Source organism: Allorhizocola rhizosphaerae (genome assembly GCF_003426775.1).
GTDB lineage: Bacteria > Actinomycetota > Actinomycetes > Mycobacteriales > Micromonosporaceae > Allorhizocola > Allorhizocola rhizosphaerae.
In genome coordinates, this window is sequence record NZ_QJUG01000025.1 from 24,784 (window position 1) to 38,494 (window position 13,711).

16 protein-coding genes and 1 pseudogene are annotated in these 13,711 nt (G+C 67.6%); 12 read left to right on the forward strand and 5 right to left on the reverse strand.

Features of this window, described 5'->3' with window-relative positions:
• Positions 1–127: 127 nt before the first annotated feature.
• Genes DM816_RS07360 through atpD form a run of 8 tightly spaced genes read left to right on the forward strand, consistent with a single transcriptional unit; the run spans position 128 to position 6,798 of the window.
• Positions 128–343: an AtpZ/AtpI family protein gene (locus tag DM816_RS07360; RefSeq protein ID WP_117209390.1), complete on the forward strand. Its 216-nt coding sequence runs from the start codon at positions 128–130 to the stop codon at positions 341–343.
• A gap of 20 nt (positions 344–363) precedes the next feature.
• Positions 364–1,158, forward strand: coding sequence for a F0F1 ATP synthase subunit A (gene atpB, locus DM816_RS07365; protein WP_246001672.1), 795 nt, complete (start codon positions 364–366; stop codon positions 1,156–1,158).
• Positions 1,159–1,179: 21 nt separating this feature from the next.
• Positions 1,180–1,404, forward strand: coding sequence for an ATP synthase F0 subunit C (gene atpE, locus DM816_RS07370; RefSeq protein WP_117209392.1), 225 nt, complete (start codon positions 1,180–1,182; stop codon positions 1,402–1,404).
• A gap of 33 nt (positions 1,405–1,437) precedes the next feature.
• Positions 1,438–1,977 (forward strand): F0F1 ATP synthase subunit B, encoded by a 540-nt coding sequence (locus tag DM816_RS07375; RefSeq protein WP_117209393.1) that lies wholly within the window; start codon positions 1,438–1,440, stop codon positions 1,975–1,977.
• Positions 1,977–2,780, forward strand: coding sequence for a F0F1 ATP synthase subunit delta (locus DM816_RS07380; RefSeq protein WP_117209394.1), 804 nt, complete (start codon positions 1,977–1,979; stop codon positions 2,778–2,780). Before DM816_RS07375 ends, DM816_RS07380 begins: the two co-directional genes overlap by 1 nt.
• Positions 2,781–2,797: 17 nt before the next feature.
• Positions 2,798–4,435, forward strand: a complete 1,638-nt coding sequence (gene atpA, locus DM816_RS07385) for a F0F1 ATP synthase subunit alpha (RefSeq protein WP_117209423.1) — start codon at positions 2,798–2,800, stop codon at positions 4,433–4,435.
• A gap of 2 nt (positions 4,436–4,437) precedes the next feature.
• A complete protein-coding gene (locus DM816_RS07390; RefSeq protein WP_117209395.1) occupies positions 4,438–5,361 on the forward strand; it encodes a F0F1 ATP synthase subunit gamma in 924 nt (307 codons plus the stop codon).
• Between the two features lie 3 nt (positions 5,362–5,364).
• Positions 5,365–6,798 (forward strand): F0F1 ATP synthase subunit beta, encoded by a 1,434-nt coding sequence (gene atpD / locus DM816_RS07395; protein WP_117209396.1) that lies wholly within the window; start codon positions 5,365–5,367, stop codon positions 6,796–6,798.
• Between the two features lie 49 nt (positions 6,799–6,847).
• On the opposite strand, the gene DM816_RS07400 is transcribed toward atpD, so the two are convergent.
• Both DM816_RS07400 and DM816_RS07405 read right to left on the reverse strand, forming a co-directional pair.
• On the reverse strand, positions 6,848–7,147 hold the full coding sequence (locus tag DM816_RS07400; protein WP_117209397.1) for a hypothetical protein: 300 nt from the start codon (positions 7,145–7,147) through the stop codon (positions 6,848–6,850).
• Positions 7,148–7,182: 35 nt separating this feature from the next.
• A complete protein-coding gene (locus DM816_RS07405; protein WP_117209398.1) occupies positions 7,183–7,746 on the reverse strand; it encodes a class I SAM-dependent methyltransferase in 564 nt (187 codons plus the stop codon).
• Positions 7,747–7,802: 56 nt separating this feature from the next.
• Here DM816_RS07405 and DM816_RS07410 point away from each other — a divergent pair, with 56 nt between their 5' ends.
• Entirely contained in the window at positions 7,803–8,579 is a 777-nt protein-coding gene (locus DM816_RS07410; RefSeq protein WP_117209399.1) for an AraC family transcriptional regulator, read from the forward strand.
• Here the strand turns inward: DM816_RS07410 and DM816_RS07415 are convergent.
• Complete coding sequence (locus DM816_RS07415) at positions 8,569–9,480, reverse strand: NAD-dependent epimerase/dehydratase family protein (protein WP_117209400.1); 912 nt, start codon at positions 9,478–9,480, stop codon at positions 8,569–8,571. The genes DM816_RS07410 and DM816_RS07415 overlap by 11 nt on opposite strands.
• Before the next feature lie 96 nt (positions 9,481–9,576).
• Between DM816_RS07415 and DM816_RS45680 the strand changes: the two are divergent.
• A pseudogene (locus DM816_RS45680) lies at positions 9,577–10,481 on the forward strand (AraC family transcriptional regulator).
• On the opposite strand, the gene DM816_RS07425 reads toward DM816_RS45680, so the two are convergent.
• Positions 10,466–11,317, reverse strand: coding sequence for a 3-hydroxyacyl-CoA dehydrogenase family protein (locus DM816_RS07425; protein ID WP_117209401.1), 852 nt, complete (start codon positions 11,315–11,317; stop codon positions 10,466–10,468). The pseudogene DM816_RS45680 and the gene DM816_RS07425 overlap by 16 nt on opposite strands.
• An 83-nt stretch (positions 11,318–11,400) precedes the next feature.
• On the opposite strand from DM816_RS07425, the gene DM816_RS07430 reads away from it, so the two are divergent.
• Positions 11,401–11,733: an acylphosphatase gene (locus DM816_RS07430; protein ID WP_117209402.1), complete on the forward strand. Its 333-nt coding sequence runs from the start codon at positions 11,401–11,403 to the stop codon at positions 11,731–11,733.
• 26 nt (positions 11,734–11,759) lie between these two features.
• On the opposite strand, the gene murA is transcribed toward DM816_RS07430, so the two are convergent.
• The gene (murA, locus tag DM816_RS07435) at positions 11,760–13,091 is read right to left on the reverse strand and encodes a UDP-N-acetylglucosamine 1-carboxyvinyltransferase (protein WP_117209403.1); all 1,332 of its coding nucleotides are present in this window, start codon (positions 13,089–13,091) and stop codon (positions 11,760–11,762) included.
• Between murA and DM816_RS07440 the strand changes: the two genes are divergently transcribed.
• The gene (locus DM816_RS07440) at positions 13,090–13,668 is read left to right on the forward strand and encodes a cob(I)yrinic acid a,c-diamide adenosyltransferase (protein ID WP_117209404.1); all 579 of its coding nucleotides are present in this window, start codon (positions 13,090–13,092) and stop codon (positions 13,666–13,668) included. The two genes, murA and DM816_RS07440, sit on opposite strands and share 2 nt — an antisense overlap.
• The last annotated feature ends 43 nt before the right edge of the window (positions 13,669–13,711 follow it).

Here is a 13,711-nt window from a genome sequence, read left to right on the forward strand (position 1 = left end):
AGTCCAGTTGTGCGTGAGGGTCACGTACTAATCACAGCGGGTTGATGGCGGTAAATCAATGTGGATCTCATGATTGGCGGGGGGCGCTTCTCCCGATCGTTCATGAGGCTGATATTGTTCGCGCGTCATGGCCGGTGACCAGCCTTCTCAGCCCCCGAATCGCTCGGGAGCCAATGATGGCTGGACCGCGGTCGGTTACCTGCTCGCAGGGATCCTCGTCTGGGGCGGCATCGGTTGGTTGGTGGACCGGTGGCTGGACACAGGGGGGATCGCGACGGGGATCGGCTCGATCATCGGCGCAATTGGCGGGATCTTCCTGGTCCTGCGCCGGTTTAGTCCTTGAGCTGATGAGAAGGGGGAGCGGTGAGCAGCAAAGCGGCTCTCGTCCTTAGCGCGGAAGAGGTGCCCTTCCCGCCCGGTGTGGACGATTTCTATCTCCCCGACCTCCTCGGTGGCCACGGCGTCTGGCTTACCAAGTTCACCCTGATGGTCTGGCTCGCGGTCGCGATCCTGATCGTCTTCTTCCTGGTCGCCTACCGCAACCCGAAGATCGTGCCGACCAAGATGCAGTGGATCGCCGAGAGCATCTACGGGTTCAACCGCGATGGCATCGCCAAGGACATGCTCGGGCACGAGGGCGTGAAGTTCGCGCCCTACCTAGCGACGCTGTTCTGCTTCATCGCGCTGACCAACATCTTCGCCATCGTCCCGTTGTTGCAGATCTCACCGAATTCGCACTTCGCGTTCCCGGTGATGCTGGCCGCGATCACCTACGTGCTGTATTGGTACTGGGGTTTCAAGGCGCACGGCGTGTGGGGCTACCTGAAGATGAACCTCTTCCCGCCCAACGTGCCCTGGCCGATGTACCTGATCCTCACGCCGATCGAGTTCGCCACGATCATCATCCTGCGGCCGTTCACGCTGTCGCTGCGGTTGTTCGCCAACATGTTCGCCGGCCACATGATGCTGCTGGTGTTCACGCTGGGCGGGTTCGTGCTGCTCAACGCGGGCGGCCTGCTCGCGCCGGTCTCGATCCTTTCGTGGCTGATGGCCGTCGCGTTGACAATCTTCGAGGCGTTGATCTGCATGTTGCAGGCCTACGTTTTCGTCCTGCTGACAACGAGTTACCTGCAAAGTTCGCTCGCGCACGAGCACTAACCACGATTAGAGGAGAACCAAATGGAGATCACCGGTAGCCTCGCCGCCATCGGTTACGGACTCGCCGCCATCGGCCCCGGCATCGGCGTGGGGATCATCTTCGCGTCCTACATCCAGGCCACCGCGCGCCAGCCGGAGACCGCCGGTCTCAACCGTCCCAACCTGTTCCTGGGCTTCGCCGTGGTCGAGGCGCTCGCGCTGCTGGGCATCGCGTTCGGCTTCATCTGGCAGGGCCCGGCCAACTAGCCGGTTCACGCTCCGAGAAACCGGGAGGAACCAATGCGCTTTCTAGCCCAACCCGAACCCGAGGCGACGCCCAACCCGATCCTGCCGCACTGGGAAGAGCTGGTTGTCGGCTCGATCGCGTTCGCGATCCTGTGCTTCATCCTGATGAAGTTCGTCTTCCCCAAGATGGAGGAGACGTTCAAGGCGCGGGTTGACGCGATCGAGGGTGGCATCGAGCGCGCCGAGAAGGCGCAGGCCGAGGCAAACCAGCTGCTGAACCAGTACAAGGCGCAGCTGGCCGAGGCGAGGACCGAGGCCGCGCGCATCCGTGACGAGGCGCGCGCCGACGCCGAGGGCATCCGGCAGGACGTCCTGGCACGGGCGCGTGAGGAGTCCGACCGGATCATCGCGGCCGGCCGCGAGGCCCTGGCCGGTGAGCGCCAGGCCATCGTCCGGGAGCTGCGCGCCGAGATGGGCACGCTCGCGGTCGACCTGGCCAGCAAGATCGTTGGCGAGTCGCTCGCCGACGAGGCGCGCCGCAAGGGCACGGTCGAGCGGTTCCTCTCCGAGCTTGAGACGGCAAGGGCCAGCTGATGCAGGCGGCAAGCCGGGAGTCCTACACGAAGGCGCTCGACGCGTTGTCGGAGGGCGAGATCAGCATCGGCGTGGCCGACGAGATCCTGTCTTTCGCCAGGCTGCTCGAGCGCGAGCCGCGGCTGCGCCGGGCGCTTTCCGATCCCTCGCGTGGCGGGCAGGAGCGCGCCGAATTGGTGCGCAACCTGGTCGCCGGCAAGGTGAGCGATGACGCGGCCCGCCTGCTCGCGGAGCTCGCGAGCGGGCGGTGGTCCACCGCCACGGAGTTGCTCGACGCGACCGAGCGGCTCGGCGTCGACGCGTTGCTTATCAGCGCGGAGCGCGCGGGCGACCTGGCCGAGGTCGAGGACGAGCTGTTCCGGTTCGGACAGATCGTGTCGGGCGACACGCGGCTCGCGGCGACCGTCGGCGACTCGTCGGTGGCGGTGTCGCGGCGCGTGGAGCTGGTGCACCAGCTGCTCGACGGCAAGGCACAGTCCGTGACGATCAAGCTGGCCGAGATCGCCGTCGGCGGCTTCGGCGGGCGGGCCTTCGCCACCGCGCTGACCCGTCTGGTGGAGCTCGCGGCCGAGCGGCGCGAGGCCGAGATCGCCTACGTCACGGTCGCCGAGCCGCTGAGCGAGGCCGAGGAGCAGCGTCTATCGGCTAGCCTTGCGGCCAAGTACGGTCGGCAGGTTTCACTCAAGATCACGGTGGACCCGCAGGTCCTCGGCGGTGTGAGCGTGCGCGTCGGCTCCGACCTGTACGACGGAACCGTCGCACGACGACTTTCGACAGTTCGCAACGCCCTCGCGGCGCAATAGCAGATAAGGAAGTGAAGATGGCCGAGCTGACCATCTCCTCCGAGGAGATCCGGGGAGCGCTGGAGCGCTTCATCTCCTCCTACACGCCCGATATCTCCCGCGAGGAGGTCGGCGTCGTCACCGAGGCCGGCGATGGCATCGCCAAGGTGGAGGGCCTGCCCTCGACCATGGCCAACGAGCTGCTGGAGTTCGAGGACGGCACGCTCGGCGTGGCGCTGAACCTCGACATCCGCGAGATCGGTGTCGTCGTCCTGGGCTCGTTTGAGGACATCGCGGAGGGCCAGACCGTCAAGCGCACCGGCCGGGTGCTCTCCGTGCCCGTGGGCGACGCGTTCCTCGGCCGGGTGGTCAACCCGCTCGGCCAGCCGATCGACGGGCTGGGCGAGATCGCCGACGAGGGTTTCCGCGAGCTGGAGCTGCAGGCGCCCAACGTCATGGTGCGCAAGAGCGTGCACGAGCCGCTCGAGACCGGCATCAAGGCCATCGACTCGATGACCCCGATCGGCCGGGGCCAGCGTCAGCTGATCATCGGTGACCGCAAGACCGGCAAGACCTCGGTGGCACTTGACGCGATCATCAACCAGCGCGACAACTGGAAGTCCGGCGACCCGCAGCGGCAGGTGCGCTGCATCTACGTGGCGATCGGGCAGAAGGCCTCGACCGTCGCGGCGGTGAAGGGCTCGCTCGAGGCCGCGGGCGCGATGGAATACACCACCATCGTCAACTCGCCCGCCTCCGACCCTGCGGGCTTCAAATACCTTGCGCCCTATGCGGGTTCGGCCATCGGCCAGCACTGGATGTATGCGGGCAAGCACGTGCTGATCGTGTTCGACGACCTGAGCAAGCAGGCCGAGGCCTACCGGGCCGTGTCGCTGCTGCTGCGCCGCCCGCCGGGCCGCGAGGCCTACCCGGGCGACGTTTTCTACCTGCACTCGCGCCTGCTGGAGCGCTGCGCGAAGCTGTCCGACGAGCTCGGCGCGGGTTCGATGACGGGTCTGCCGATCATCGAAACCAAGGCCGGTGACATCGCGGCGTTCATCCCGACCAACGTCATCTCGATCACCGACGGCCAGATCTTCCTTGAGGAGGGTCTCTTCAACTCGGGTGTACGTCCCGCGATCAACGTGGGCACGTCCGTCTCCCGGGTCGGTGGTGCCGCGCAGCCCACGCCGATGCGCAAGGTCTCCGGCCGGCTGCGGCTCGACCTGGCCCAGTTCCGTGAGCTGGAGGCGTTCGCGGCGTTCGCGTCCGACCTGGACAAGGCGTCCCGGGCCCAGCTGGAGCGGGGTGCGCGCATCGTCGAGCTGCTCAAGCAGCAGAACAACGCGCCCGTGCCGATGGCCGAGCAGGCCGCGGCGATCTGGGCCGGCACCGAGGGCAAGCTCGACGACGTGCCGGTGGGCGAGATCCGCCGGTTCGAGTCGGAGTTCCTCGGCTACATGCGCCACTCCCACAAGGGCACGCTGGACGGGATCGCCTCCGGCACGTGGAACGACGACATCATCGCGTCGCTCGACGAGGCCGTCACCAAGTTCAAGCAGATGTTCCTGGCCGCCGAGGACGACCTGCACGTGCGCGACGAGGAGGCCAAGGCGCGCGAGGAGGCCGAGTCCGCCGAGAAGGTGACCCGCATCGTGCCGAAGAAGAAGGCCTAGCAATGGCCGGTCAGGTACGTGTTCTTCGGAGGCGGATCCGCGCGACCCGCTCGATGAAGAAGATCACCAAGGCGATGGAGCTCGTTGCCACCAGCCGCATCGGCAAGGCGCAGGAGCGGGTGGCGGCGTCGCTGCCCTACGCCAACGCCATCACCGGTGTGCTCACCGCGCTGGCCACCAACACCCGCGGCGAGCACCCGCTGCTGGCGCCGAAGGAGTCGGTGACCCGGGCGGGCGTGCTGCTGATCACGAGCGACCGTGGGCTCTGCGGTGGATACAACGTCAATGCCATCCGCACGGCCGAGGAACTCATCGCGAAGCTGCGCGCCGAGGGCAAGCAGATCTCGCTGTTCGTGATCGGCCGCAAGGGGACCACGTACTACCGGTTCCGGGGGCGTGAGCTCGCCGGCACGTGGAGCGGGTTCTCCGAGCAGCCGCGGTTCACCGACGCGCAGAAGGTGGGCGAGACGCTGATCGAGGCGTTCCTGCGGCCGGCCGACGAGGCCCCCGAGGACGGCGAGGTCGAGGGCGTCGATGAGCTGCACATCGTGTATACGGAATTCAAATCGCTGATGACACAGCGGCCCGACGCCAAGATCTTCGCGCCCATGCAGATCGAGGAGCGCACGGCGGAGGAGGCGGGAGTCATCCTGCCGGCATACGAGTTCGAGCCCGACGCGGGCGAGCTGCTCGACGCGCTGCTGCCCAAATACATCAACACCAGGATCTACGCGGCCCTGCTCGACGCGGCCGCGAGCGAGTCGGCGGCGCGCCGCAAGGCGATGAAGAGCGCCACCGACAACGCCGAAGACATGATCAAGCGGTTGACCCGGGAGATGAACTCGTCCCGGCAGGCCGCGATCACCCAGGAAATCAGTGAGATCGTCGGCGGCGTGAACGCGCTCGCGGCGGCGGGGAGTGAATAAACGATGACTGCTACGGCTGAAACCAAGACCGGAGTAGGGCGGGTCGTCCGGGTCATCGGCCCGGTCGTTGACGTGGAGTTCCCGCGCGACGCGATGCCCGAAATCTTCAACGCGCTCAAGGTGGACGTGACCCTGGCCGAAGGCACCAAGACGCTCACGCTGGAGGTCTCGCAGCACCTGGGCGACAACGTGGTGCGCGCGATCTCGATGCAGCCGACGGACGGCATGGTTCGCGGCGCGGAGGTGCGCGACACCGGCGAGTCGATCACCGTGCCGGTGGGCGACGCCACCAAGGGCCACGTGTTCAACGTGATCGGCGAGTGCCTCAACCTCAAGGAGGGCGAGCGGCTCGAGGTCAACGAGCGGTGGGGCATCCACCGCAAGCCCCCGGGCTTCGCCGACCTGGAGCCCAAGACCGAGATGCTCGAAACGGGCGTGAAGGTCATCGATCTGCTGGCCCCGTACGTGAAGGGTGGCAAGATCGGTCTGTTCGGCGGTGCCGGCGTGGGCAAGACCGTGCTCATCCAGGAGATGATCATCCGGGTGGCGCGGAACTTCGGTGGCACGTCCGTGTTCGCGGGCGTCGGCGAGCGTACCCGCGAAGGAAATGACCTTATTCACGAGATGACGGATGCCGGGGTTATCGGCGACACGGCACTCGTGTATGGCCAGATGGACGAGCCGCCCGGCACGCGTCTGCGGGTCGCGCTTTCGGCCCTGACCATGGCGGAGTACTTCCGTGACGTGCAGGGGCAGGAGGTGCTGTTGTTCATCGACAACATCTTCCGTTTCACGCAGGCGGGTTCGGAGGTCTCGACGCTGCTGGGCCGCATGCCGAGCGCGGTGGGATATCAGCCCAACCTGGCCGACGAGATGGGTGAGCTGCAGGAGCGGATCACCTCGGTGCGTGGCCGTGCTATTACGTCGCTGCAGGCGATTTATGTGCCAGCCGACGACTACACCGACCCGGCGCCGGCGACCACGTTCGCCCACCTGGACGCCACGACGAACCTGGAGCGGAAGGTTTCGGACAAGGGCATCTACCCGGCGGTGGACCCGCTGGCGTCGAGCTCGCGGATCCTGACGCCCGAGATCGTCGGGCCCGAGCACTACTACGTGGCCTCGGAGGTCAAGCGGATCCTGCAGAAGTACAACGACCTGCAGGATATCATCGCGATCCTCGGCATGGACGAACTGTCCGAAGAGGACAAGCTCACGGTGGCGCGGGCGCGGCGGATCGAGCGGTTCCTGTCGCAGAACACCTACGCCGCCAAGCAGTTCACCGGCGTCGATGGCTCCACCGTGCCGATCAAGGAGACGGTGGAGGCGTTCAAGCGGATCGCGCAGGGCGACTACGACCACGTGCCGGAGCAGGCGTTCTTCATGTGCGGTGGGCTGGACGACCTGGAGCGCAACTACCGGGAGCTGACCAAGTAGGTCGGACCTCAAGCAGGCGCAGGCGGCACCGGGATTTCCCGGTGCCGCCTCACTTTTGCGCGACAGCGGTCACGATGGTCACGAGTCCCGTGGCGAGCAGGAGGAGCGCGCCCAGCAGCACGATCAACCAGGCGTTGGGCTTGCGCAGCAAATCGTCGCTGCCCCAGGGGATTTTCGGCTCGCCCCGGTATTCGCCGGCGAACAGGCCATCGAGCGTCCCGACTTCCCGGTCCTGCTCGGCCCGGAACTTGGCGCGCTGCCTTAGCGCGTAGCGGCCGAGCATGAGCCCCGCGGCCAGTAACGCGAGGCCCAGGATGATCGCCAGCGCGGGTTGGTGGTCGGCGGGCATACGGCCAGGGTAGGGGCGATCCGCAACAACATGGACTAGGGTTTCCGGGCGCGGAATTTGACGGCCTTGCGCGGGGCGACATCGACGTGGATGTCGGTGAAGCCTGCGGCCGCGAGGCGGTCGGGCAGGGTCGCGGGGTCGACGACCACGCGCGTGTCTCCAATATGGATGATGCGCCAGCGCAGGGTGGGCACGCTGTCCGAGCCTGCGAACACGCCGCGGGGCCGCAGCACTCGGCATGCCTCGGCGAAGATGCGGTCCTGCAGAGCGGGCGACGGCACGTGGTGCAGCATGGTGAAGCAGACGACCGCGCTGAAACGGCTGTCGGGCAAGGGGATCGCCGTGCCGTCGCCGTGGATGACATCCACCGTGTCGCCGTAGGCGTGGCGGAGGCCGCCAGCGAGGGCCGGGTCGATTTCCAGCGCGGTGAGCCGCGGGACCATGGGTGCCAGCACTTTGGTCGTGGCCCCGAAGCCCGGGCCGATTTCGAGGACATCGTCGCCCAGCTCGATCCCGCGCAGCGCCCACGGGAGCACCTCGTGCTCGATCTTGTCGAACCACGAGTCGGAGCGGCACAGCCTGTTGTGGATCCGGTTCATGCCTGCAGAGTCAACCGGCCCACCATCGTGGCCGAAATGAGCTAGCCTGCCAAACGATGTCTCAAGACGGACACGTGCCACCGGGCTTCAGCGCCACCCGCCTCGCGCGAAGCCGCGCCCTCGCCGTAGCCACGCTCAACCTGCCTTCGGGCACCGGCTTCACCCCGCACACACACGCCGAGCACCAGCTCACCTGGGCTCAGTCGGGCGCACTGAGCATGCGGGTCGATGAGCGGGTGTGGGTGCTCCCGCCCACGCTCGCGCTCTGGATGCCGGCCGGCCTCCCGCACGCCGTGGACGCCCACGCGCGCAGCGTCATGTACGGCCTCTACCTCAGCCCCGCCTCGTGCCCGATCCCATGGACGGAGCCGACCGTCGTGGCGGTCGATGGTCTGCTCGGCGCGCTGATTGTGCATCTGGCGGGCGACGGCCCGGCCCCGGCCGAGCGTGCCCGTGCCGAGGCCGTGCTGTTCGATCTGGTCCGCCCGGTTTCCGTGACCACCGTTGCGGCGCGCATGCCGCGCGATGACCGGGCCCTCGCCGTAGCGAAACTGCTCAGCGAGGACCCGGCCGACTCCCGCTCGCTAGACGTCTTGGGCCGGGGCGTGGGCGCCAGCGGGCGCACCCTCGCCAGACTCTTCCTGGCAGAGACCGGGCTGACGTTTGCCCGCTGGCGTGAGCAGACGCGGCTGCGTGCCGCGCTGGAACTCCTCGCCCGTGGGCTACCCGTGTCGACCGTCGCGCACCGCGTGGGCTACGCCAACCCGAGCGCGTTCGTGGCCATGTTCCGCAGACTCACCGGCACCACACCGGGCGCCTATTTCACCCACTGATCATTTCCAAAAGCACACTGTCGATAGTGGACGGTTTGACGCCGAGCACCTCCTGCGTCTTGGTGGAGTCGAGCAGCTCGGGCAGGTCGAGCAGATAGCGCATCTCGCGGAACTCCGCGGCGATCGCGTCCTTCCGTGCCAGCGCCCAGAGCTCCTCATTGGACAGTTCTCGCAGCACGTGCTCGCGCACTCCCGCCAGCTCGGCGAACACGCCGGTCAGCTCACGCACAGAAAGTTCCGAAAAGGACGGCACATGCCATGCCTGCCCCCACGCGGCTTCGCTGCGGCTCGCCGCGACCAGCGTCGCTGCCGCATCGCCGGTGTAGGTCCAGCTGTATGGCGCATCCAGATCGCCCGGCCACCATCCCGCCCGGCCCGCCAGGATCTCGGGCGCAACCGAGAGTGTGAACAGTGAAACCGTTGCAGGGCCGACGAAGTGGTTGCCGCGGACCTCTGTCACCCGCACCCGGCCCGCTTGGTGCGCCTCGAGCGCGTCGTGCCACATCCGCGCCCGCACCCGGCCCTTGACGCTGATCGGCGCCATCGGCAGGTCTTCGGTGAGCTGCCCCACCACGCGGCCATAGCCATAGGTGTTGCCCAGCATCACATACGAGGCCCCGGTCCGTTCGGCCGCGGCGAGCATCGATGCCGCCAGCGGTGGCCAGTCTTGCGGCCAGCGATCATAGCCGGGCATGGCCGTGTTGAACAGGGTGGCCGCTCCCTTCGCAAGTGTGGCAAGGGTTTCGGTGTCCGTGGCGTCGGCGGCGACGCGCTCGATGTTCGGATGATCAGGCCCGCCGCCGCGTCTGCTCACGATGCGAACCTGGTCACCCGCCTCGGCGAGTTGTGTGGCGGTGGCCGATCCCGTGGACCCCGCTCCCACGATGAGTTGAAGTGACATGAGGCGACCGTATGGCCATGCCCGAGGACGGCGAATGGCTCAGAGTCCCGCTTTTATGTTCAGGCGTCTTTTTTTGGTACGCGTTAGGCTCGCGCAGTGGACATGCTGAGCGACGTCATCACCGCCATGCGCACGGGCCGGCCGCATGCCGCCCGCACCCGGACGCGGGCGCCATGGGGCGTGCGCTTCCCGCACAACGAGGCCGCCGGATGCCACGTGGTGCTTCAGGGTTCGGCGTGGCTGTCGTATGCCGACCGCGAGCCCGCGCCGCTCGGCGTGGGCGATGCGGTCTTCGTAACGCGGGTGCCCCGGGCCGGATATGGGCTCCTCGATGCGCCGGGCAGCCATCTGACCGACTTCACCCCTAGCCGGTCGGACCCGCTGGACAGCGTCGACATCGAGGGGTACGGGCCCGAGACCGTGATGCTGTGCGCCGCCTACTACTTCACCGCACCCGGACCCACCCGCTGCTCGGCGACCTGCCGGAGGTCATCCACCTGCCCGCCCGGCTCGGCCGGCACCAGGCCCTGCGCATGGCGGTCGAACTGCTCGGCAACGAGCTCGGGCAGCCGTCCGCCGGCACGGCCGCCGCCCTGCCCGCGCTCGTGGACATGCTGCTGCTGTTCGTGCTGCGCGCCTGGTTCGACGAACAGCCCGACGCCCGCGGCGGATGGGCCGCCGTGCTGCGTGATCCGGCGATCGTGGCCGCGCTGGAGGGCATCCATCGCGAGCCCGCCCGCGCGTGGACGGTCGAGGAGCTGGCCCGCCTGGCCGGGCTGTCCCGCTCGGCGTTCGCCAAGCGCTTCACCGCGCTGGTCGGCCGCCCGCCGCTGGCCTACCTCACATGGTGGCGCATGACGACGGCGGCCCGGCTGCTGCGCTCGTCGGACACCTCGCTGCGTGCGGTCGCCGCAAAGGCGGGTTACGCCTCGGAGTTCGCGTTTGCCAAGGCGTTCAAGCGCGAATACGGCACGGCACCCGGCCGCTACCGGTACTCGTAAAAGCCCTTGCCCGACTTGCGGCCCAGCTCACCGGCCGAAACCATGCGTTGCAACAACTCTGGCGGGAAGAACTTGGGGTCGCCGGTGTCGGTGTAGATGTTTTTCGTGGCGTGCATCAGGATGTCGACGCCCGTGAGATCCGTGGTGGCCAGCGGGCCCATCGCGTGGCCGAAGCCGAGCTTGCACGCCGTGTCGAGGTCTTCGGGGCTCACGACACCCGACTCGACGAGCTTGACCGCCTCGACGACAAGCGCCGAGATCAGCCGGGTCGTCACGAACCCGGCGATGTCGCGGTTGACCACGATGCAGGTCTTGCCGATCTCCTCGGCGAAGGAGCGTGCCACGGCGAGGGTCTCGTCGCTCGTCCGGTGCCCTCGCACCAGTTCACAGAGCTTCATCATGGGTACCGGCGAAAAGAAGTGAGTGCCCACCACGCACTCGGGCCGTTCGGTCACGGCGGCGATCTGGGTGATCGGGATGGCGCTGGTGTTCGTGCCAAGCACGGCCTCGGGTTTGCAGATGCGGTCCAGCTCGCGGAACACACCCTGCTTGACGTCGAGGCGCTCGAACACGGCCTCGATCACGACATCGGCCTCGGCCGCGGCCTCCAGCTCGGTGGTCGGCGTGATGCGCGAGAGCGCGGCCTCCGCGTCGTCGGCGCTGATCGTGCCCTTGGCCGCGAACCTGTCCAGCGACTTGCGGATGCCGTCCACGCCACGGGCCGTCGCCGCGTCATCAAGATCGCGTAGCGTGACCTGCCACCCCGCCTGCGCCGCCACCTGTGCTATGCCCGAGCCCATCAGGCCCGCCCCGATTACCGCAACACTCTTCGCCATAGCGCTCAATCTAACGACTCCCGGAGGTAAGTAGTTCAGGCGACCCCATTCGCGAAACCGCTTCGAAGTGCAAAACTGTGGCCATGGCACTCGTCGGCCCCTTGATCGCGATAGTGATGATCGCAGTTATGGCCGCTCTGCTGCACCGCAGTTTGCGCACTGCTGAACCAGAGCCCGCGCCCGTGGAGGAACTCCGCGACACCGGTTCCATGCCGGACGACTACGGCCTGCTCGCGCCGGCCGCCGTGACCCGTACCCACGCCGAGGCCCTCCAGGTCAGGCAGCAACTGCGCGAGGCGGGCATCCGCTCGACCGTGGCCAACACCCCCGATGGCCAGGTGCAGGTGCTCGTGTTCGGCGACCAGGTGGTCCGGGCACGCCGGCTCGTGGGATGGACCGGACCCAAACCCCAATAGCGGCCACACGCCGGGCTCAACAGCCGTCAGAAACCGTACTCCGGGTCGGCTGGCACCTCCGCGCGGAACACCTCCACGCCCAGTGAGCGCAGATCGCCCACGAAGTTGGGATAACCGCGGTCGATGTGATGCACGGCGCGTACGGTCGTGACCCCGTCGCCGCACAGCCCGGCGATCACCAGGCCGGCGCCCGCCCGGATGTCGGAGGCGGTCACCTCCGCGTAGGACAGGTGTTCCCGCCCGCGCACCATCGCGTGGTGCCCCTCGATGTGGATGTCGGCGCCCAGCCGCTTGAGCTCCTCGGCGAACATGAAGCGCCCGTCGAAGATGTTCTCCGTGATCAGCGACTGCCCGTCGGCCACGGCGGCCAGCCCGATCGCCATGGGCAGCAGGTCGGTGGCGAAGCCGGGGAACGGAAGCGTCCTGATGTCGACGGCTCGCGGCCGGTCGAACATGCGCACCCGAAACGAATCCACACCGTGGTCCACGTCCCCGCCCGCATTGGCGATCTTGTCGAGCGCGATTTCGAGCCAGCGCGGCTCCACGCCCGTCACGGTCACGTCGCCGCGGGTCATGGCCGCGCCAAAGGCCCACGTGCCCGCCACGATCCGGTCGCCGATGGTGGTGTGCGTGACCGGGTTGAGCGCGTCGACCCCGTGCACGACGATCTCGGACGTGCCCGCGCCCTCGATCAGCGCGCCCATCTGGTTGAGCATCTGGCACAGGTCGACGATCTCCGGCTCACGCGCCACGTTGTCGATCACCGTGGTACCGCGCGCGAGCACAGCCGCCATGACGAGGTTTTCGGTCGCGCCCACGCTCGGGAAGTCCAGCGCGATCTTCGCCCCGTGCAGCCCGTCGGGCGCGGAGGCCACCACGAATCCGTGCTCGCCGGACACCTCGGCGCCCATCTTCTCCAGCCCGGCGACGTGCATGTCGAGCCCACGGGAGCCGATTGCGTCGCCACCCGGGTGGGCCACGCGCACCGATCCGCACCGGGCCAGCAGCGGCCCGAGCACGCATATGGACGCCCTGAGCCGGCGCACGAGGTCGTAATCGGCCTCGGGGTGCAACCGGTCGGGGACCTCCACCGTCACGCGGTCTCCGGCGAACTGGACGCCCGCGCCCAGGCGCCGCAGCACCTCGCCCATGATTCCCATGTCGGTGATGCGCGGGATGTTGTCGATGACGCTCGTGCCGGGCGCGAGCAGCGCCGCGGCCATCAGCTTGAGCGCGGAGTTCTTCGCGCCGACCACGCGCACCTCGCCGGCCAGCTTCACGCCGCCGGTGACCCTAATGACGTCCACGTCCGACATAGTAAGAGTCGGCTCCAGCGGGAGAAGTACGCTGCTCGTCATGGCCGTTCACCTCACTCGCATCTACACCCGGACCGGCGACGCCGGTACAACCGCGTTGGGCAACGGGGACCGTGTACCCAAAACCGACCCCAGAATCGCCGCGTATGCCGATGTTGACGAATGCAATGCCGCGATCGGTTGCGCGCTTGCCTTAGGCAACCTAGCAGACGATGTGCGAGCTGTCCTCACAGAGGTCCAGAACGACCTGTTTGACGTGGGCGCCGATCTGTGCAACCCCATCACCCCCGACCCCAAGTACCCGCCTTTGCGGGTCACCGACGACTACATCACGCGCCTTGAGGGGCACTGCGACGAGTTCAATGCTCGATTGTCCAAACTGGATTCATTTATCCTGCCGGGGGGCTCGCCTGGAGCGGCACTGCTGCACGTGGCGCGGACAGTCGCGCGCCGCGCCGAGCGCTCCGCGTTTGTTCTCCTGCAGGACGATCCGGAGCGCACGAGCAAGCTGGGAGCACAATATCTCAACCGGCTGTCGGATTTGCTCTTTATCCTGGCACGCGTCGCGAACTCGAACGGCGCCGCTGACGTGAAATGGATTCCGGGCGCGAACCGCTGACAGCTGGGTTAGCGTGGGGCTCGTGGGCGATTTTTCAGCAGCG